Origin of the sequence: Metasolibacillus fluoroglycofenilyticus (assembly GCF_003049645.1) — a bacterium.
Classification (GTDB): Bacteria; Bacillota; Bacilli; order Bacillales_A; family Planococcaceae; genus Metasolibacillus; species Metasolibacillus fluoroglycofenilyticus.
Genome location: NZ_PYWK01000004.1, coordinates 118,152 through 137,669, shown reverse-complemented (window position 1 = coordinate 137,669; position 19,518 = coordinate 118,152). Strand labels below are relative to the sequence as shown.

Below are 19,518 nucleotides of genomic sequence, written 5' to 3'. Positions count from 1 at the left end.
GGGTAAAATCAGGAGGGGTAAAATGGTTAATCAGTTAGATGCAACAATTGATATGTTAAAGTTAATGAAACAAGCTGAAGAATTGAAGAAAAATGAGACGGCTCGAAAAGAAATATTTATTGGTAATGTAAAAACTATATTTCAAAATAACCCTATCGCTCAGCTAAAAATAAATAATATTTATATGGGAGCAGAAGAGAAAATTCAAACAGAGAAATCTTCTGAAAGTAACAGTATAATTGGTTTCCAAGATACAGATTTAGGTAGTGTTACTGTTGAATGGAAGAGAGATTTGACAAATATTAGTGCACATGCAACAGCTGATTTAGAAGTTCGTCGATATACTTCTGGAAAGTGGAATACATTTGGATATGATAATGATCATATTGGTATCATTACAGATGGATTGCGCTGGAAAGCATATAAAGCATCGTGCACCGAGGTAAAAGAAACATATAGCGCAGATGACGTTCAATTAACTATATGTGATGAAGTTGACGCTTCGACAAATATTGAGAATAATGCAGAATACGTAAAAAACTTCTTAGAGAAGTATTTAATTAAAGATAATGTGCTTCTAATTTCAGCAGGTACATTGAAAGCAAATCTCGGTGAGAATAGTGAATTTTTCAGTTCAAACGTAGAAAAAATTCATTCAATTGTGGCTGAAGTGTCTCAAAGTGATTTAGTAGCAAAAAATCAGATTGATTTATGGGCAAAATTTCAACAATACAACTATCAATTTCCTCAAGGGCGGGTTCATAAAACATATAGTCAGCATATTTATTTAGTACTCTTAGGAAGAATTATTGTTGCGCGTAGTTTACAACTTGATAAAAATCGTGTTGCGGATGATACTTTAATTAAAGAAATTATTACTGGAGAATTAGCTGAAACAGTTTTAAATGTGACAAATTTTGTAGAGTCAGATTATTATTCTTGGGTTTTACAACCACAGTATATAGAACAGTTTATTAGCATTGCCAAGGAATTTTACTTTTACGTAAATGAATTTAATTTTGAGCAGGTAGATAAAGCTAACTTATTTCATCTGATTTTTGAGGAAATTATTCCTGCCGAAGCTAGAAGAGAGAACGGACAGACTAGTACACCAGAATCGTTAATAAAGAATATTTTTAAACGTATTCGTCCAGGGATAAAAAGTGATTCTAAAATTATTGAACCAGCAGTTGGTACAGGTGTGATTTTAGGAGAAGCGATTCGCGAATTACGAGATATTTTAGATACTGAAAATATGCCCAAATTCGAGCAAATTAAAATTATTCAGCAAAACATTATAGGTATTGACGTGGACCCAATTGCAGTTATTTTGGCAAAAGCGACATGGCTTTTAACAACTAGAGAATTATTGGTAGAAGCTGATGATATGATTACAATACCTATTTATCATACAGATTCCTTAATTGAGAAGTTGTATGATGACGATATTGTTACGTTGGAACTAGATGAACAAAATCAAATTGTCAGTATTCCTCGTACATTAGCAATTAATCATGGAGTACTTTCTAAACTTTATAAACAATGTGATTTAGTGGCATCTATGGCTATTAGTACCGGAAATTTAGAGGGGATGATTGGAAAATTCCAACTTAAACGTGTTTTAGCAGAAGAAATCATAGGATTAGATGAAATGGTAACAGTGATGCTAGAGGAAGCATCAAACGTGTTAATCAGATATTTTTATAAGAAACGATTAAAAATAAATGATAGTATCTGGCAATATATGCTTCTGAATAAAACTGTACCGAAAGGCTTGAAGCAAGAATTCGATTATATTATTTCTAATCCACCTTGGCTAACGATATCAAGCCTTCCCGATGTAAGGTACAAAAATAAAATCATAGATTTGGCTAAAGAGTATAAAATAAATCCTACTGGTAGTTCAGCACATCATTCTGAAATGGCAACAGTATTTATGTTGAAATCTATTGATATTTATTTAAAGTCGGAGGGTGATGCAGTGTTTATTCTCCCAGGTACCATTATGGATGGAGATAATCATTACAAATTCCGTCAATCAGCTTTCCAACCGATTGTAAATGTTCGATTTGAAGAATTTTGGGAAATTCCGAATAGTCTTTCAACTTTTAAGGTAAAATCTTGTGTACTATTTTGTACCAAAGAGTACGGTGAGAACAAGGAATTCAAATATCGAGAACTAGTAACGTTAAATGACTATGAAAACGTTTCTCCGGGGAAAGTTTATTTAGTTCAATTAGACAAAAAGAGCGCGTATAGTACTAATTTGAATGTAATATCTTCTGTAAAAAATACGTATTTGGGGAGATTTAGACAGGGAGCAGACCTGATGCCTCGCACTGCTGTGTTTGTTGAAAAGATGAATAGTGCAAGTGGAAAGAATATATCTATTTCAACATCTAAGTACGCTGCAAATAATAAAAATAATAAGAAGCTAAAAGGTCAGGTATTTAAAGGTATCATAAGCCCAAAATATTTATACCGTACCGTTATTTCAGAAATGCTCTTACCTTTTTATATTTTGCCTAACGAATTACTAGTTGCGTTACCTATTGAAATAAACGAAGAAATAAAGATGGTCAGTAACGAGGATTTAAATATAATAGGTGAAACTTATTCTGCTAAATGGTTTAGTCGATATGATGAATTAGATGAGTTTCAAAAAAACAGTTTCCGTAAAGGGTTGGATGTTCGAGGAAAACTTACACAACAAACTTTTTATAAAGATAGCATTTTAGTGCATATGGGAGCAGGGGGAAGTCAACCTTGTGCAGCCATTCAACAAAATAATACTAGTGATGAAATGAAATTTATCGCTGATCAAACAACATATGTAGCAGCATTCAGTACAATGGAAGAGGCTCGGTATGTGGTAGGAGTGCTTAATTCAGATTATATAAATAAAGTAATAAAGGATTTCCAGGCTGAAGGTGGATTTACAGAACGTCATGTTCATAAACTACCACTTATGTTTATTCCAGATTTCCACCGAACTGAATTACAGTTAAAAATTGTAAAACAAGTAGAAAAAATTGAAAACAAAATTTGTGCTTCATTTACTAGAGACGACTTAGATATTGAGAAAAAACTTACGTCTCGTCGCAAATTGGTTAGGAGGAAAGTGGAAGAGGACCTAATAATCTTGAATGAACTAGTTGCTCAATTATTTTAAATAAGTTGATAGTATTTGTTTACGTAATGAACAATAAATAAAGCATATATTATTATGATGATATCAGACAACCATAACTCCTTTTAGTGGAGTTATGGTTGATTTTATTTTAAGGGGGGATTTGCAATGAGTGGAATCAATATAAAAGGATTATAAGCAAACGAGTTAATATCATATCAGTAAAAGAATCAAGCATTCTCTACAAGCCAAGTAGAGTCCGTAATCCAAAGTAAAAGACTCTTAAAAGGAGTATAAAATAATGAAAACACTAAAAAATATTTTAAAGACAGAGGTCACATACGATGAAGGGATGGAAAATAAATATATTGTTAAAAAGGAATGGGATAAGAACAAAAGAAAGGCACTCATTCTTATGAAAAGTGCTGGATTAACAGATGAAATTGTACAGGATCAAACGACAATGTATGTCATGAATAATCTCGCAAAGCTTGACTATGGTTCTGTTGTTATTATGAATTTATTTCCGTCACTTGAAAGCAAAGATACGAATGAGTCAGCTACTGAAAACCTGAAACAAGTTCAAGAAGAGGTGATAAAGGTAGATGATGTCATTATTGCAGTTGGTACAGGCATTGAAACGAACAAAGAAGCACAAAAGCGGCTGCATATGATTGTGGCTATTTTGCTCGATAAGAAAGCAACGATTCTTCAAATAGAATGCCCTAAAGGAAGAAGGGGTTTTCATCCGCTTTATCCAGCAGTGAAAAATGGATGGAAGTTAGCTCCTTATGAAGTACCATCTGTTGGACAAGTTGATTAAGCGTTTCATTTAAAAATATGAACATATATTATTTCCTTGAATACATTTTAGGAGGAATAATATGCCGTCATCAAAACGAGTAGACATTGTATCTGTCAAATTAGTGAAGGAAGCAAGTATGTTGTACAAAAATCGTCGCATTCGTAGCCCACAAGATTGCTACGAGTTGTTAAAGGAATTTTTAGGCGAAGTAGACCGCGAGTATTTTGTTGTCATGTGTTTGGATGTGAAAAATCAGCCAACAAATATTACGATTGCACACATTGGTAGTTTGAATCTCTCTATCGTTCATCCAAGAGAGGTACTGAAAACAGCTATTTTAAGCAATGCGGCTTCCATCATCTGTTGCCATCCACATCCGTCAGGTGACCCAACACCGAGTCCAGAGGATGTTGACGTTACCAAACGTTTAATTGAGGCTAGTTTAATTGTTGGTGTGGAAATGCTCGATCATATTGTGCTGGGCGATGATAGCTATGTTTCAATGAAAGAGAGTGGATATTTTGAAAATGAATAAAGTTTTAAATGACAAATAGGCTCTAACATCTGAAATGGATGTTAGGGCTTTTTATATTTATAAAAATAAGGAGGATATTGAAAATGAACGCGATTCAACGATTAACAGAGGTATTACAACAAAAGCTAGGGAAGGAGATTCCACTTCAAGAAGTAGGCTACGAAACAATGAGCTTTACTCATGAGGAAATTGATGAGGCACTTGTACCACCCTATATGATTGCCTTTGTAGAAGCACCGATTCTTTGTCATAGTGCTAACTATACGGATATTGAAGGGAATTATTACACCTTGATGTTAGTAGAAACAGGAGATGAAACACCATATGAAGTATGGTTGGTCAATGACAAGCTGATGACAAACTTTTTAGAAGGGATAGAGCTATGAGTGTATTTAATAAGCGATATGTGGAAGTTAGTATAGATAACAATATTTATTACAGAGAAGTTGGAGTAAATAACGAATTAGGAAAGCCAATTAGCAATGATATATTTTATGAAATCCTAATGGAGAAAATAGTAAACGAAATCATAGAGAAAGAGTATGTATTTCAAAGTCAACGTATCAAGGCTATTATCAATGGCATTCCAAATCACCTTGACCGTCAATTAATGAGGGATTTTTATGATTATGCAATGTATGGTACTAGAGTATAAGTAATCGTTAGTGAGATAGATAATATAAAGCGCATGAGGAAAGTATTTTAAACAAATAGACGAGCGACTAGTACCTTTACACGTTATTGCACATTTAGCAAACCCAGTAATTTGTGAAAGTGCGAATTATACAGATGAAAAAGGGGATTACTATACGCTAATTGTTGTTGAAACAGGGAACATAGAAAATTATGAGATATTGCTAAAAAATAGTGAAGTAGTAAAGCAATCTGAACAGGAGGATTAAATATAAAAAGCGTTGATAATGAAGAACTGGCATATGCCAAATATGTAAAGTGGTTTGTTCACCATGTGCCAGTTGAATTGGAAGTTTAGTAAGCAATCCGATATTTCAATAGCGGAGGAGGTGTTATGAAATGTGGGATAAAGTAATCGGAGCGGTTGTAATAGCTGTTGCAACTGAGGTGGCAAGAGAGATTATTAACGAGCATAAATGATTATGTAACTAGCAGTAGATTCATTCGCTGCTAGTTATTTTTTTGTACAGAGGAGGTTCGTTTAATCATATAAGTTAGCCAAAACCCGAAAACCCGTAATTTACAGTAGATAGCAATTTTTTTCTCTGATTTACGTGGGAATAGCAATAGGGAATAAATAATTTACGTTCACATTTTAGACACAATATTTGCTTTTAACTGTATAGTAAATAGACGGTTGAAAAAATAGCAATCCTCTCTACCGATAGGACATGCTGGGCTTTAGCCGAACGAATATAAAATAAATATATTTTAATATAATTTATATTATTCGGTATAGTTATATGATTGCTTAGAGTAAAAGGTTTTTAGGTTTTTTAGATTGAAAAATAATTATTGTTATTATATATTATAGCTACCAACTAACGTTGGAACAGATGATGAATTGTAGTGAGAATAAGCTACTTTTTTAACGAATACTAACTAGATAAAATGATATGTACAGGAAGTTTTGCCGACATTATGTCATGCGCAAAGTTGATTCTTCTCTGCCCTACAGTCAAGTTAAGCGATTGTATCAGAAAGCCTAAGCATAACAAATAGCTATTGCCTTTTATTAGGTCAATTTAGCTGTTGTTATGTTTGGGCTTTTTTTGTTGTCAAAACCGTCATTCCTAGTTTCGTTCAGTGGAAGAAGCATGTCTCAATCTACAGTTTTAGTCATTATCAATTACTACTAATAAATAGTGGTAAAAAATCAATTGAAATAGGAGGTGAGAGATGATGTGGGAAGAATTAAAGGCTGGTCAAACCATTAAATACGCTGATGTGTATGTAACAAAACAAGGGGTTTTTAACTATGACCATCAAAAGTTGTCAGATGTCGTGTATGTGGATGAGCGTCTCCAAGAAGTAAAGGACGGTAAAGGTTTTATTGTATTAGCATTTGCTATAAATGGTAATTTACAATGTGAAATCTTTACAACAGAGGAATTCGAGGAGAAGAAAATCAAATTAGTAAGTCAATTTGGCTTCTTAATTCAGCAGGCTCATAAATCGATATTGAATGAATACTTGATTGAGCAATATCAAACGCTTACTTCTAGGAAAACATATACGCACATCGGTTTTTTACCAACATCTTCAATGATTCGTAAGGAACAGATTGTGTTTGGTTTAAGTAGACCGATTGCTGCTGAGAAACAGGCATTTAAATGGGATCAACAAAACTGTGATTTCAATGTAGCTGTAGAGGGAAGTGTACGTGAGTGGCAGAGGATGGTCAAAAAGCAAGTGATTCCTTCACCTAATTTGACACTTGCTTTAGGATTAGGTCTTTCATCAATTATCATTGGTTATTTGAAACGGACAGGTGAATCAGTTGATACTGCCATTTTTCATTTAGTTGGTCGTTCAACTACAGGCAAAACCACAGCAGGGGCATTAGCAGTTTCTGTTTGGGGTCGTCCTACCAAAGGTGAAAAAGGACTGTTTCAAAGCTGGAATGCTACTGCAAATGCGATGATGAAAAGATTAGGAAAAAATAATGGTGTAGCTTTGTTGCTAGACGAAACTTCCATGTCTGAAATTAAAGATTTTACAAATGTTATCTATCGCCTTGCGGAAGGCGGTGACAAGGAACGATCAACTAAAACAGGTGACCTTGCTGAGAAGAGTGAGTGGGCAACTACTCTTATTACAACAGGTGAAAGTAGTGTATTAGAAAATACGAATAAAAATGGTGGCTTATATGTCCGAATGCAGGAATTTGCTGATATACAGTGGACGGATTCCGCAGCACAAGCAGACACCATTAAAAGCGTTATAGCTAATAATTATGGTGGTGCAGGCATTCGATTTGCTCGAAAATTGTCGAAAAATTGGTAAATCATCCCCAATACTTATAAAAAATGGATGGAAAAATTTAAAAAGACCCTCCCAGAATCCGAATATAGTGATCGAGTTATTCAACGATATGCAGCGATATTAACAGGATTAGAGTTAGCTCAAGAGCCGCTTAATTTAAAGTTTAATCTTAAAGAGGTAGTTAAGCTAATCAATAATGTAGAATCTGCTCTAGCAAATGAAAGAAATATAGCGAAAACTGTTTATGATGCTGTATTAAAAGATGTACCAGTAACAATTAATAGTTTTATTTTCGGTAAATTTCACCCAACAGGTGAATGCAAGGGGAAGATTAGCAAACGTAGAGGCTATTATGAAGTGTCATACTATCCTCAAGCTTTCGAGAAATTAATTCAACCGTTTGCAACAAATATCAAGGTAGTCGAAGAAAGCTTAAAGGATGCTCCATTTTATTTACGTGAGCAAGATCGAAATTATAAACGTATCCCTACTGCTGATGGTAGTAAGATTGTTACTTATAGTTTCAAAGTACCTGTTGCTACGATATTGACATCAAACATTGAATGAAAATATTTAACCCGTAAATCCGTTGTTTTGATAGGTAAATCAAAAGGAAATTGCCCCATCAAATTACGGGTTTACGGGAAAATCAATCACGCAGCAAATTTAGCTGATACAAAAAAGGAGAATAAACGATGAATCTTACAAACACAACTGACTATACAGATACGGTACTTCACTTGATATATGATGCGGATATGCGAGAAGACCATTATGATGGAGAGCATTCCTTATATCGTTTAGCGGCTTACGTTACATTCAATACACATTTATATTTACCAGAAGCATCAAAAGAGCTGGAGTTTGTATTAAATCACTTATCGCAATTACCTGTGCGACCACATCATTTATTTGTTGATAATGGTTATAGCTGGGAGGTTGTTTGGTATGCCAAAGAACATCAAGTAGTCACAAGTCAGAAGCAATATGTACAATTAATGCTTGAGTTTGTTTCTTTTTTAGAGCAAAATGAATCACCATTTTTCTCGTTTGTATTGCAAGAAGGATTTTTATTAGATGATCCAGCCGAGTGTATTTCAGGTTTACCGAATGAAGCGCTCAATTTCTCACCTGAATTTAATGCATTATGCTTTGGTAATAAAAATGAGATTGAGGTAATCGGCTTAAATAAATGTTAACGAGAAGGAATATTCAAAAGGTAGTAGGGGCCAATTTAGCGCTTACTATCCTTTAACCGCTAACGAATCCGACTATAAATAGATATTATAACCGTGAATGATATTAGATGGAGGGATATTATGGAACAAGAATCCAAAGAACTCATTCTCATACTCGCTGAAATGTGTGAGCAATACATTCTACAGGGAAGGGAGGAGCAAGGAGGTGACAAGTAAACAGGTAGCAATTTATGCTCGTGTATCTACGACCGAACAGGCAGAAGAAGGCTATAGTATAGACGAACAAATCCGAGTATTACGGGAATATTGTGAGCGAGAAGGCTACACCATTTATGATGAATATATCGACCGTGGGATTAGTGGGAAAAATATCACTGCTCGTCCAGCAGTTCAACGTTTATTAGCAGATGCAGATGAAAAAAAGTTTGATGTCGTTTTCGTTTGGAAAATGAATCGACTAGCTCGTAAAAGTGTGGACTTAATGAACATGGTGGAGAAATTTAATAGTAAGAACATTGCATTTCGTTCGTACACTGAAAAGTATGAAACAGAAACACCAACAGGTAAGCTTCAATTTCAAATGATGGCTGCCATTGCAGAATATGAGCGAAATAATATTGCTGAAAATGTAAAAATGGGTATGATTGCACGTGCAAAAGAAGGCAAATGGAATGGCGGTCACATTCTTGGTTATGATGTGCTTGAAGTAGACGGGGAAAATAAAAAACGGAAAAACACAGCTCTTGTAATAAATGAGCGTGAAGCCCATATTATTCGTACTATTTTTCACATGTACACAACAGGGCAAGGGTATAAAGCTATCGCAAACTTTATTAACCGAGCTGGATATCGTACAAAGAAGAACAAAACATTTTCTCTCAATGCAATAAAGACAATTGTAACGAACCCTGTCTATGCTGGTTATATTCGGTATAACGTACGTAGAGATTGGAATGAAAAAAGACGGAATAATATTAATCCTGACCCCGTCATTGTACAAGGGTGTCATGAAGCAATTATTTCTGAAGAAACATGGCAAATTGCTCAAAAGGTTTATAAGGAACGTACATGTAAACCTAATCGAATTCATGATGGTGAGTTTCCGTTAACAGGCATTATGCGATGTCCGCAATGTGGGGCAGGAATGGTTGTAGGTCGTACAACCAACCGTACCAAGTCGGGTGAAAAAAGAGTCCTAGAATACTATGTATGTGGCGCATGGAAAAATAAAGGGACGAATGCTTGTCGTTCCAATGGTGTACGAACCGATTATGCTGACCCTTATGTTCTGAATAAAATTGCGGAGTTACTTCACAATGAGCAGTTAATTAACGAATTAGTGGTAGGCATTAATGATAAGCAATCATCTATGTATGAACCTATCCAAAAAGAGAATGATCGTTGCGAAAATGAATTAGTGTTGTTGAATCGAAAACTAGAGAAAACGTGGGAAGCCTATATGGATGAGTTGATAACCAAAGCTGATTATATAGAAAAATCCCAAGCTATTAAACAACAGATGAATGAAATAAAAATTGTTATGGAACCATTGAAGGAGCAACTACGAGGAGCAACAATTACAGAAATAACGTATGAACAGGTAAAAGTCATATTCGGAAATTTCGATGAAGCATTTAAACAATCTCTTACAAGAGAGCAACGCAAACGACTGTTACATTTGTTGATACACCAAGTTACTATTGACGAAACACGTAAGATTGAAAGCATCCAAATCATGTTGAATAACGATGTGTTACAAGAGTTGAAATTAGGAGTTGGAGAGGTGTCTGAGGACACTTCTCCAGCTCCTTTTTCTGTTTTAGTAGCTATTTGATACCGCTATAAGTGGCTTTTAGTTAGGATAGTCCATTTGATAATAGAAATGATTATCGAATGGAAAAATGGCATATTGAAAATAAAATATAGGGGGGGAGAAAGCGATAGATAAAAGCACGTTAGATAGTTCTTGTTTCAATGGAGCATATAAAGATTTTGTTGAGTTAATTGGCTATAAAAATACGTTATGCGTATACAACTATTTCGCTGGGCAATATGTTACCTTTCCTAAGCGACTGTTAGCAGAAGAATTTTTGCACGAGCAAATTATTAAAGAATTTGATGGGACAAATGCTAAAGAGTTAGCACGGAAATATGATTATTCTTATAGCTGGATTATGAAAATACTAAAAAGAAACTCATATAAAGGCACAATAAGATAATGCTTTTTAGTAGGTTAGGCAGTGAAAAATAAAATTGGGGGAAGTTATATGTCATTTTTCGGAGATATGATGAACAAAGGTCTTAACAATCTTAGAGATAAGCAGGACAGCATGAAAGCTGAGATGGAGAGGTTAGAATTTTATTCTGATGAAGAGCTGAAAAGGATTGCTACTGATACATCTGCGGGCAATTCAACAACTGCTAAAAACAGAAGAACAGCTGCAAGAATGGTATTAAAACAACGTGGATATTAATTGCAGGAGGAAGAACGATGGTCAATTCTAATCAGCTCAATGAAAGCGGACATGCTAAATGCAGATGCTGTCTAAAAAAGAAATTTGTTTCTGAGTTAAGAACCTGCACAGCATGTGATCATTTCTCCTGCAATACATGTTTCAAGGGACAGATATGTAAAAAATGTACTAAGTAGATTACGAATTTATATAAAGCTGTGATATCAAGGTCAGGCTTTGATTTCACAGCTTTTTAATTTAATACGATCATTAAAAACTCTAAGATGATTGAATTTATAAACCGTACATGAAGGGATGGATTTACTTGAAGTTTTTTAGAAAAATGTTATTACCGATTACTTTTGCTTTCATTATTTCTGGCTGTAGCAATGCTAATAATGAAGCCGATGATGTGAATGGAGAAGTTACTAATGAAATATCTCCTGAAAATAAAAATGAAGTAGCGAATGAAGAAGTTACATCTAAAAATGAGGAACCAAAAAGAAATAATCCGTTAGATTTACATGAAATAGTTTCATTAGATAAAGAAGGAATCATAGCGTTACTTGGGCAACCTCAGGATTTATATGAATGGGAAGATGGTCAAAGTTTAAGCTATGATGGCTTGTCTGTTTCATTAAATAGCTCTCAAAAATTAGAAAGCCTAGAGATAAGTAATGATGCTTATTTATTTAATGGAATAATGATTGGCAATACGCTAGACGATGTTAGACAAAAGTTGGGTAAACCAACAAAAGAGGGAATTGCAGAGAGTGGGGAATTCTTTGAATTGGTTTATGATACAGTGATAAACGAAAATATAACAAATAGCGTTTACTTTACAAGTAGTGATTTTAACAGTCCAGTTGACTTCATTGGTTACAGTACATTAGATACTACACCACTGTTTACAACTGAGGAAGTAAAAAAAATGATTGTAGGTTCTTGGGTAAGCGAAGAAGATATGTTGATGGAGGATTACTCGGATTTAGTCTATTTTACTGAGAATAAATTTGTTACGGATTCCTTCAACGGTACAATTAATGGTTTAGTAAGAGATTACAAAATAACTAATTTCAATACTATTGAAATTTCAGATATTAATACGTATAGTGATAAAAAACAATGGGATATTCAAACTATTGAATTTTCACCAGATGGTAGGAGAATAGAGCTTTATCGAGTGGATTCTTATTCAGGTAAGATTTATGAAAATTCAAGGCAAGTTTATTATAAGTATTCAGATACTTATGTGGTTAAATAAAAGGCTCATATTGTAGAATTTTGCAATGAAAGCCAGTATTCAATAAAGCTAATGATACAAAGATAGTAAAAATATTTAGTTACTCTAATTATTAAAGATGTAACCTTGAATGAACAACATGAGGTCGATAGCATTTAAATACAATTCAATAATACGGTGTTAGATTATTTAACAGCGTATGAAGCAGATAGATCATTAGTAGATGACTTATCTGCTCTTTTTAGTTCTAATAACTATATAAATTGGTAATATTGTTGTAGAATAGTAGTAAAAAATGCGTTTGGAGGGTTATGTTTGACTGGGAAGAAAGAATTACAATATGCACCTGTATCAAATTTTAATATCATACAAGAAGGCTACACCCCAAATTCAATTGATACTTCTGTTGCAACATTAAATCAACCATTAGCAGATATGTTGAATTACATTGGGTTGCCCACAGAAGATGTTTTAGTACCGATTGAAGAAAGAAGAAAAGTAATTTTTGCTTTAGAATCAACACTAGATATTTTACCTATGTCAGAACGATCTAAGGCAATGTACTTATCAAAGTTTACTGTAGCAATAACAGTTGGCTTATTTGACGGTGCTTTAAACTTTTTATGGAATGAAACAATCAATGCTTTGAGAAATATGGTTAATAATTTTGATTTGCAATACTTTTATTCAATTGCTGGAACATTAAATAACAGGTATAAAAACTTAAATACATTCGATGATTTTGAAAATATTTCGGATCATGATTTGTTAGAGATTTGCAGACGTATTGGTTTGTTAAGCGATATAAATTTTAATAGGTTAGAGCATGTAAATTATTTAAGAAATCATGCAAGCTCTGCACACCCTAATCAGAACGATGTTACAGGTACAGAAATGCTTTCTTTATTAGAACATTGTTTAAAACATGCAATAATCGCAGAACCTGATACGTCAGTAATTCAAATTAAAACTTTATTAGATAACATTCGTAAGACTGTAATTCCAGAAGAAGATATTACTGTAATAGCTCAAGATTTATTAAAACAACCCCAAGAAAGAATTAATGACTTTATCTTAACGCTTTATGGACTATATTGTGATGAACGACAAGATGATTTCGTAAAAGACAACATTGAGCTGTTAGCGAAACCGATTTGGGTTGGAATTGAAGATGAAGTAAAGTACCGAATAGGTTCTAAATTTGGTTTATACAGAAAAAATGCTCAAGTATATAAAAAGGAAGCTACCCAACGCTTTTTAGAAATTGTAGATGGACTTAGATATAAAGATGAAGATAGTTTAGCGGCAGAATTGATTGATAAATTACAAACACTTAGATCTGTTCATTACAATTATAATAATTTTTATAATGAGAGTATCCATGCAAGTTCGATTGCAGAGTCACTCCCAAAATCAGGAATACCTGATTCAGCACGAAAATTATTCGTTAAGGTTATAGTTGTTTGTTATGTTGGGAACGGATTAGGTTATAGAGAAGGCGTAGATGAACAGGCAGTAGTTCACTATGCAAGATTTATAGATAATTTTGAGGTTAAAGAAATCAAAGAATTCTTAAAATTGTTTACTGACCCAGAGTTTGTGGGGGATTTTGACAGAGGTATTCCGAACAGAAGATTGCGCAGTTTAATCCCTAAATTCAAAACGAAAACTACAGACCCTCATATTAACGCCGTATTAGATTTTATAGCTCAATTCCCTTCTTCTAGATTAGATAAAGTTGCATCTGATCATCGATATCAAGAGCTAATGAAACATATATAATTATAAACCTCACTTACCCACATCACGGTGAACCTTACCATAAGTAAGTGCGGTTTATGAAAACAACCACTAGAGCAAATCTCAGTGGTTGTTTTATAATTCCATTAAAAAATGCCATTCATAATACGGTGAACTCCACCACGATTAAGGTTTGTAAAAAAGCCACTTAGAACGCTGATATATCAGCACTTTAAGTGGCCTTTGTGATGTTAGTTTTAAAAAAGCTATTTTGATTTCTTTTTCGATAAGCCTATCACAAGGCTAAGAACAAAGTGAAATGGTTAAATTGCTTTCAGGAAAATTCCGACTTATTTTGTACATGAATAAATTCTATAGCTCAATTTTCCTTCATATTTGGAAAGGATATTAAAATGTTTTCGCATAATGTCATAAAATTCAGGTTCAATATCATTGAAATAATGGATATTAAGCATTGAATCGATGGATGTGTTTTTTTGTATACGAATATGTTCGAAACCGGCCTGTTTCATTAATGCCACCCAATCTTTTTTCATAGTAAGGGAATCAAATCCATAAAATTGTTTGATTTCGTTTTCCTCTTCTTTCTTTAGTCGCTCGTTAATCGTATGTTCAATTGCAATGAAACGACCCCCAATTTTTAATAACCGAAAGATTTCTTTAAGAGCTTTTGGTTTATTTACAAAAGAAAGGACAGATTCAGAAATAATAAAATCAAAAAGATTATTTGGTAATGGAATTTTCTCAGCGGAGCCTTGAATTATTTTTATAGGTAAATGATTTTTTTTCATTCTCCTCCTGGCCTTTGCAACCATTGTTGGACTAATATCTATACCAGTTACTTTTGCTCCATATTTGTAAGCTAAATAGGCTGCAGTTTGACCGGTGCCACACCCTACATCTAAAATGTAAGAGTTTTTGTTAATATTCTCCCTTTTGAGTATTTCCTTTGTCAGATTAATACCACCGGGGTGTGCACCCTCAATACCTAGTTTAGATAAAATATCTAGATACTTGGAATTCTGAATTATAAACACCTTCTTTTTTTGTTTTCGAAAGATAAGAAGTATAAAAGCCGTTGCTCGAGAGCAGTTAAACGAGTACAAATATGCTTTCTTGTATAATATGAATTTCGAAAAATATGGTTCTTGTAAGTGGTCTTGATAAGAATCAATAAAAGTAGTTATAAACCTCGGTTAGTACTATGACGAAGAACCTTACGATAAGTAAAGGAGTATTAAATGGATATAAAGCTTTTGTATTATAAGAAATTAGAAGGCAACATTTTGCCAGTGGATTATGTAGAATGGGCTTATAAAATGTTAGATAATGAATTTTCTTCACCGGCCGTTAATTTCCTCGCTGCTTTGGAAGAACCATTAAATATTTTTGAAGTAGAACAATTTTTCAAAAGGGCATTAAATGAGTTAAAGTTGACGGAACCATCCTATGAAGAAAGTGTGGAATTTTACGTACAGCATTTGTTACAACAAATAATACTAGATGCCAATAATGCGATAAATATTGGATATGAGATTTATCAAGTGATACGGGAACATTTTGCTAACGAAAAAGTAGGTATCTGGTATGAAATAAGTGAAATGATAGATGACTTTCAATATGGCGATAATGTCAAAAGCATTACGCAAGATTTTTTAATTAGGTTTATTGTACAAGAGGCGAAAAACCAACTAGAAAAATAAGTATTTATACAAGAAAGCGCAGCTAAAGCACTTACAGGTAGTATTGAATTCAAACATCGTCTTAATTCAACGAAAAAACTCCCCCCTGCTCATTTCCTAATTGTAGTCGATTTCCATATTTATTACGTGAAATTGCTTAAATATGGATAACCAGAGATTACCCAGACGCCATCAACTAATAGACTTGCCCCATTTACATAGGAAGCGTCGTCACTAATTAGGAATAAAGCAGGTCCTACCATTCCATCTAGGTCGGCAGCACGTCTCATAGAAAACCGTTCCACATAAGCATCGTTAATAGCATCTACGCTAGTTCCCTAATCTCGTCCTATATGAATAGTTTATCAATTTACTTATATTAAGAAAAATAAAATAATTTATCTATTGCACGAATAAACGAATATGAATCGTATTATGAGGTGAAGGAGGTTAGGTATGAGAACGTTCGCCGGCTTACGTATTCACGACATTGTTCAAACATATAGCGATACTCTAATACGAATTGCTGTGCAGCAGACCAAAAGTATGTCTGAGGCGGAGGATATTGTTCAAGAGGTCTATATGACACTAATGAGACAGACAAAATCTTTCAATCATGAAGGGCATTTAAAGGCATGGCTCATAAAAGTGACATTTAATAAATGCAAGGATTATTTTAAGTCTTCTCGCGTTAAGAAGACGGTACCGATAACAGAAGAAATGACGTTTATCGCAAAAGAGGAGCAGATGGTACTCCCTGAAATTTTTGAGCTTGACCCAAAGGATAGGGTCATTGTTTATTTACATTATTATGAAGGATACACGACTACTGAAATTGCCGATTTATTAGAGATGAAAGCAAATACTGTAGGTTCAAAGCTGAGAAGGGCACGATTGAAGTTAAAAATGATTTTGGACGAAGGGAGTAAAGTGTGATGAATGCTTATAAGAATGTGATGAAGCAGATTCATGCTTCCGAAGAATTTAAAAGCAAAATGCAAAAAGAGATGATGGAATATGAGCAAAAAGAAAAGAGGGGTTTTATGAAAAACTTAAAATTGATAGTTGGAAGTGTAGCATCCTGCGCAGTAATTGCTATAGCTGCTTTAACAAATATAAATCACGATAAAGCGTTAGATTTGACGGAAAGAATTGTAGTGGACCATACAGCGCCCGCCGCCAGCGTATTGCTAAATATTGAAGGCTTTATCACAGAGGTCGGAGCAGATGGTCTAAGCTTTACATTGGATAACGGAATGATAGTAGTTGTGACAGATGAAACAGAGTTAGGGATAGATGGACCAACAGCAGCACCTAAAGAGGAGCAATTATTTGAGCCTACATTTAGAGTAGGGAATCTAATCGGTGGCTTTACAGAAGATACGTCCGCAAATCCAGTTACTGCAGCAGTCATATATACGAACTGGAACTTTGAAAACCCTATTCGATGAGTTGCTCTAGCTAAGCAGTAGTAATTAAATATTACGTTAAATCCCTTTGTTGCATTTCTTTGCTAAAGGGATTTTTGTTATTAGTGTTTTTGGATAAGCTAACTACAAATTATTAGAGAGGTATATAGGCCTCCTTTGAAATTTATATCAAGTTTATATAAAGGTTCTATACTTAAAAAAGTTATGCAAAGGAGGACAACAATGAATTTCATAAAATCATTAACAGATAGAGTAGCTACAAAAAAGGGCGCATGGATAACTGTTATACTTTGGTTAGTATTAATGATAGGCATTAGTGCAGGACCGAAATTAGGAGATTATAAAGTAACTAATTTTCAATCGCTACCAAGTGACGCTCAGTCTATGGTTGCACAAATTAAATTAGATGAGTATTTCCCGAAAGATCAGGGGACACCTGGGATATATGTATTCCATAATCCACAAGGAGAACTACAAATACAAGATGCTATTACAATTATTGATGGAATTAAACAGGAAAACTTTGAGGGCATAGAAAGTATTGTTGATATTTCAAAATTACCACCACAAGCATTATCAGCATTTTTATCAGAAGATAAAACGACATTGATTGTTCCTATGAATCTTAAAGCAGGTTTAGGAAACGCAGAATATGCAGAAATTAATGATAAAACTACAGAATTAGGCATTAAAATTGCTCAAAGATTAAATATAAACTTCTATATTACTGGTCCAGCAGGTATTGCGGGTGATACAGTAAAGTTATTTGAATCAGCAGACTTAAAGCTATTATTTGCAACAATCGCAATCATTTTGGCTTTATTAATTATCATTTATCGCTCTCCGTTATTGGCAATAATTCCACTATTTGCAACGGTAGTAGTATATCAAATTGTTAACCAAACAGTGGCTTTACTAGGTATGGGAGGACTTGAAATCAATAATGCTACAACATCAATAATGAGCATTTTATTGTTTGCAGCAGTTATTGATTACTCATTATTTGTTTTCTCTCGTTATCGTGAAGAGTTAAATTATTATGAAGATAAATATGAAGCAATGAGAGTAGCGATGCGTGCAACTGCAACACCAGTATTATTCGCAGGTGGTACTGTATTTGCAGCGATGATTATTTTGTACTTTGCTAATTTCCGGGATTACCAAAACTTCGCACCGGTATTTGGTGCGGCGATGATTATTATAATGATTGCTTCTGTGACACTCATACCTGCACTATTTGCATTGTTTGGACGAAAAGCATTTTGGCCTAAAGTACCTATATATGGTGAGGAAAAGGAAGTTAAACATGGAATTTGGGGACCGATTGCTAAATTTGTTGTAACAAAGCCAGGTTTAGTTGGTGGTACAGTATTACTATTTTTAGTATTAACCGCAATAAATGTATTTAATTTAGATTATGAATTTAACTCTGTAAAAAACTTCCCTGAAAATTTACCGTCTCGTGTAGCATTTGAAATAGTTGAAGAAAAGTTTAATAAAGGTGATTTAGCTCAAACAACAGTACTTGTTACTGGGGAAGGACTAACTCAAGAACAACTACAAGAAATTACAACCAATTTCTTAGAAAAAGAAGATATTAGCTCGGCTAGACCTTCAGGGTTATCGGATAATGGAAAATATGGTAAAATAACAGTATCATTAAAGGAAAATCCTTATAGTATTGAAGCAATTGAATTTTTAGGAGAACTTCGAGATGAATATGCGACTTACCGCTTATCAAATAATAAAGAAGTTGAGTTATCTTATGCTGGTACAACAGCAAAACTAGTTGATGAACAACAAGTAAATAATCAAGATATTATTAAAATTGTGATTTTAGAAACACTGCTCATACTTTTGCTTTTACTAGTCCTTACACGTTCAATTAAAATGCCTATTTATATGATGGCAACGATTTTAATCTCCTTTGTATCGGCGTTAGGATTAGGAATTTTCTTAGTAGATGCGTTATTCGGTTTTGATGCTATTTCAACTCGTGCACCAGTTTATGCTTTTATATTTTTAGTAGCATTAGGAATTGACTACAATATTATTCTTGTCAGCCGTTTCCTAGAAGAACGCAAATATCAAAACGTGAAGGATGCCTTAGAAATAGCTATACGTAATACAGGTGGAGTAATATCGTCAGCAGGTATTATACTTGCAGCAACATTTGCTGCATTAATGACAATGCCGATTACAGATTTATTTATTTTTGGATTTATCGTCGCAATTGGTATTATCATTGATACATTCTTAGTTCGAGGAATGTTATTACCCTCACTCATTTTATTCTTCGAAAAAGATAGTAAATAAGCTCAT

Annotated in this window: 19 protein-coding genes; 17 read left to right on the top strand and 2 right to left on the bottom strand. The window is 33.9% G+C overall.

The features are described from left to right. The first annotated feature begins 22 nt into the window (after nucleotides 1-22). The 13 genes from C9J36_RS14385 to C9J36_RS14325 all read left to right on the top strand — a co-directional run bounded on the left by C9J36_RS14385 (nucleotide 23) and on the right by C9J36_RS14325 (nucleotide 14,105). Nucleotides 23-3,172 (top strand): Eco57I restriction-modification methylase domain-containing protein, encoded by a 3,150-nt coding sequence (locus C9J36_RS14385; protein ID WP_107943547.1) that lies wholly within the window; start codon nucleotides 23-25, stop codon nucleotides 3,170-3,172. Between the two features lie 259 nt (nucleotides 3,173-3,431). Further along, nucleotides 3,432-3,953 carry a DUF1643 domain-containing protein gene (locus C9J36_RS14380; protein WP_107943546.1) on the top strand — a complete coding sequence of 174 codons (522 nt, stop codon included), beginning with the start codon at nucleotides 3,432-3,434 and terminating at the stop codon, nucleotides 3,951-3,953. A gap of 61 nt (nucleotides 3,954-4,014) precedes the next feature. Continuing rightward, nucleotides 4,015-4,470, top strand: coding sequence for a JAB domain-containing protein (locus C9J36_RS14375; RefSeq protein ID WP_107943545.1), 456 nt, complete (start codon nucleotides 4,015-4,017; stop codon nucleotides 4,468-4,470). An 83-nt stretch (nucleotides 4,471-4,553) separates the two neighbouring features. Continuing rightward, a complete protein-coding gene (locus C9J36_RS14370; RefSeq protein WP_107943544.1) occupies nucleotides 4,554-4,856 on the top strand; it encodes a hypothetical protein in 303 nt (100 codons plus the stop codon). Further along, on the top strand, nucleotides 4,853-5,125 hold the full coding sequence (locus C9J36_RS14365; RefSeq protein ID WP_107943543.1) for a hypothetical protein: 273 nt from the start codon (nucleotides 4,853-4,855) through the stop codon (nucleotides 5,123-5,125). Before C9J36_RS14370 ends, C9J36_RS14365 begins: the two co-directional genes overlap by 4 nt. A 1,217-nt stretch (nucleotides 5,126-6,342) precedes the next feature. Then, on the top strand, nucleotides 6,343-7,449 hold the full coding sequence (locus tag C9J36_RS14360; protein WP_107943542.1) for a DUF927 domain-containing protein: 1,107 nt from the start codon (nucleotides 6,343-6,345) through the stop codon (nucleotides 7,447-7,449). Nucleotides 7,450-7,476: 27 nt separating this feature from the next. Beyond that, complete coding sequence (locus tag C9J36_RS14355) at nucleotides 7,477-7,995, top strand: hypothetical protein (protein WP_107943541.1); 519 nt, start codon at nucleotides 7,477-7,479, stop codon at nucleotides 7,993-7,995. A gap of 128 nt (nucleotides 7,996-8,123) precedes the next feature. Further along, a complete protein-coding gene (locus C9J36_RS14350) occupies nucleotides 8,124-8,627 on the top strand; it encodes a hypothetical protein (protein WP_107943540.1) in 504 nt (167 codons plus the stop codon). Nucleotides 8,628-8,832: 205 nt separating this feature from the next. Continuing rightward, nucleotides 8,833-10,461 carry a recombinase family protein gene (locus C9J36_RS14345; RefSeq protein WP_235616087.1) on the top strand — a complete coding sequence of 543 codons (1,629 nt, stop codon included), beginning with the start codon at nucleotides 8,833-8,835 and terminating at the stop codon, nucleotides 10,459-10,461. Between the two features lie 88 nt (nucleotides 10,462-10,549). Continuing rightward, nucleotides 10,550-10,846, top strand: a complete 297-nt coding sequence (locus C9J36_RS17725; RefSeq protein WP_107943538.1) for a Mor transcription activator family protein — start codon at nucleotides 10,550-10,552, stop codon at nucleotides 10,844-10,846. A gap of 21 nt (nucleotides 10,847-10,867) precedes the next feature. Beyond that, complete coding sequence (locus tag C9J36_RS14335; protein ID WP_153061610.1) at nucleotides 10,868-11,101, top strand: hypothetical protein; 234 nt, start codon at nucleotides 10,868-10,870, stop codon at nucleotides 11,099-11,101. Between the two features lie 304 nt (nucleotides 11,102-11,405). Then, the gene (locus tag C9J36_RS14330; protein WP_153061609.1) at nucleotides 11,406-12,344 is read left to right on the top strand and encodes a hypothetical protein; all 939 of its coding nucleotides are present in this window, start codon (nucleotides 11,406-11,408) and stop codon (nucleotides 12,342-12,344) included. Nucleotides 12,345-12,638: 294 nt separating this feature from the next. Continuing rightward, the gene (locus C9J36_RS14325; protein ID WP_201261958.1) at nucleotides 12,639-14,105 is read left to right on the top strand and encodes a hypothetical protein; all 1,467 of its coding nucleotides are present in this window, start codon (nucleotides 12,639-12,641) and stop codon (nucleotides 14,103-14,105) included. A gap of 308 nt (nucleotides 14,106-14,413) precedes the next feature. On the opposite strand, the gene C9J36_RS14320 is transcribed toward C9J36_RS14325, so the two are convergent. Next, nucleotides 14,414-15,121 carry a class I SAM-dependent methyltransferase gene (locus C9J36_RS14320; protein ID WP_107943580.1) on the bottom strand — a complete coding sequence of 236 codons (708 nt, stop codon included), beginning with the start codon at nucleotides 15,119-15,121 and terminating at the stop codon, nucleotides 14,414-14,416. Nucleotides 15,122-15,325: 204 nt separating this feature from the next. On the opposite strand from C9J36_RS14320, the gene C9J36_RS14315 reads away from it, so the two are divergent. Further along, nucleotides 15,326-15,787, top strand: a complete 462-nt coding sequence (locus C9J36_RS14315) for a hypothetical protein (protein ID WP_107943535.1) — start codon at nucleotides 15,326-15,328, stop codon at nucleotides 15,785-15,787. 122 nt (nucleotides 15,788-15,909) lie between these two features. On the opposite strand, the gene C9J36_RS17325 is transcribed toward C9J36_RS14315, so the two are convergent. Next, nucleotides 15,910-16,056 carry a hypothetical protein gene (locus C9J36_RS17325; protein ID WP_161956435.1) on the bottom strand — a complete coding sequence of 49 codons (147 nt, stop codon included), beginning with the start codon at nucleotides 16,054-16,056 and terminating at the stop codon, nucleotides 15,910-15,912. A 166-nt stretch (nucleotides 16,057-16,222) separates the two neighbouring features. On the opposite strand from C9J36_RS17325, the gene C9J36_RS14310 reads away from it, so the two are divergent. The 3 genes from C9J36_RS14310 (at nucleotide 16,223) to C9J36_RS14300 (ending at nucleotide 19,512) form a co-directional block, all read left to right on the top strand. After that, a complete protein-coding gene (locus tag C9J36_RS14310) occupies nucleotides 16,223-16,702 on the top strand; it encodes an RNA polymerase sigma factor (RefSeq protein WP_107943534.1) in 480 nt (159 codons plus the stop codon). Then, nucleotides 16,702-17,217, top strand: coding sequence for a hypothetical protein (locus C9J36_RS14305; RefSeq protein ID WP_235616086.1), 516 nt, complete (start codon nucleotides 16,702-16,704; stop codon nucleotides 17,215-17,217). Before C9J36_RS14310 ends, C9J36_RS14305 begins: the two co-directional genes overlap by 1 nt. Nucleotides 17,218-17,418: 201 nt before the next feature. Continuing rightward, nucleotides 17,419-19,512 (top strand): MMPL family transporter, encoded by a 2,094-nt coding sequence (locus C9J36_RS14300; protein WP_107943532.1) that lies wholly within the window; start codon nucleotides 17,419-17,421, stop codon nucleotides 19,510-19,512. Nucleotides 19,513-19,518 lie beyond the last annotated feature (6 nt).

Bases quoted from the DNA above. Each gene is read 5' to 3' on its own strand.
- C9J36_RS14360 (WP_107943542.1), top strand. From the start codon at position 6,343: ATGATGTGGGAAGAATTAAAGGCTGGTCAAACCATTAAATACGCTGAT.
- C9J36_RS14350 (WP_107943540.1), top strand. From the start codon at position 8,124: ATGAATCTTACAAACACAACTGACTATACAGATACGGTACTTCACTTG.
- C9J36_RS14355 (WP_107943541.1), top strand. From the start codon at position 7,477: ATGGAAAAATTTAAAAAGACCCTCCCAGAATCCGAATATAGTGATCGA.
- C9J36_RS14315 (WP_107943535.1), top strand. From the start codon at position 15,326: ATGGATATAAAGCTTTTGTATTATAAGAAATTAGAAGGCAACATTTTG.
- C9J36_RS14305 (WP_235616086.1), top strand. From the start codon at position 16,702: ATGAATGCTTATAAGAATGTGATGAAGCAGATTCATGCTTCCGAAGAA.
- C9J36_RS14310 (WP_107943534.1), top strand. From the start codon at position 16,223: ATGAGAACGTTCGCCGGCTTACGTATTCACGACATTGTTCAAACATAT.
- C9J36_RS14380 (WP_107943546.1), top strand. From the start codon at position 3,432: ATGAAAACACTAAAAAATATTTTAAAGACAGAGGTCACATACGATGAA.
- C9J36_RS14370 (WP_107943544.1), top strand. From the start codon at position 4,554: ATGAACGCGATTCAACGATTAACAGAGGTATTACAACAAAAGCTAGGG.
- C9J36_RS17325 (WP_161956435.1), bottom strand. From the start codon at position 16,056: ATGAGACGTGCTGCCGACCTAGATGGAATGGTAGGACCTGCTTTATTC.
- C9J36_RS14365 (WP_107943543.1), top strand. From the start codon at position 4,853: ATGAGTGTATTTAATAAGCGATATGTGGAAGTTAGTATAGATAACAAT.
- C9J36_RS14375 (WP_107943545.1), top strand. From the start codon at position 4,015: ATGCCGTCATCAAAACGAGTAGACATTGTATCTGTCAAATTAGTGAAG.
- C9J36_RS14300 (WP_107943532.1), top strand. From the start codon at position 17,419: ATGAATTTCATAAAATCATTAACAGATAGAGTAGCTACAAAAAAGGGC.
- C9J36_RS14385 (WP_107943547.1), top strand. From the start codon at position 23: ATGGTTAATCAGTTAGATGCAACAATTGATATGTTAAAGTTAATGAAA.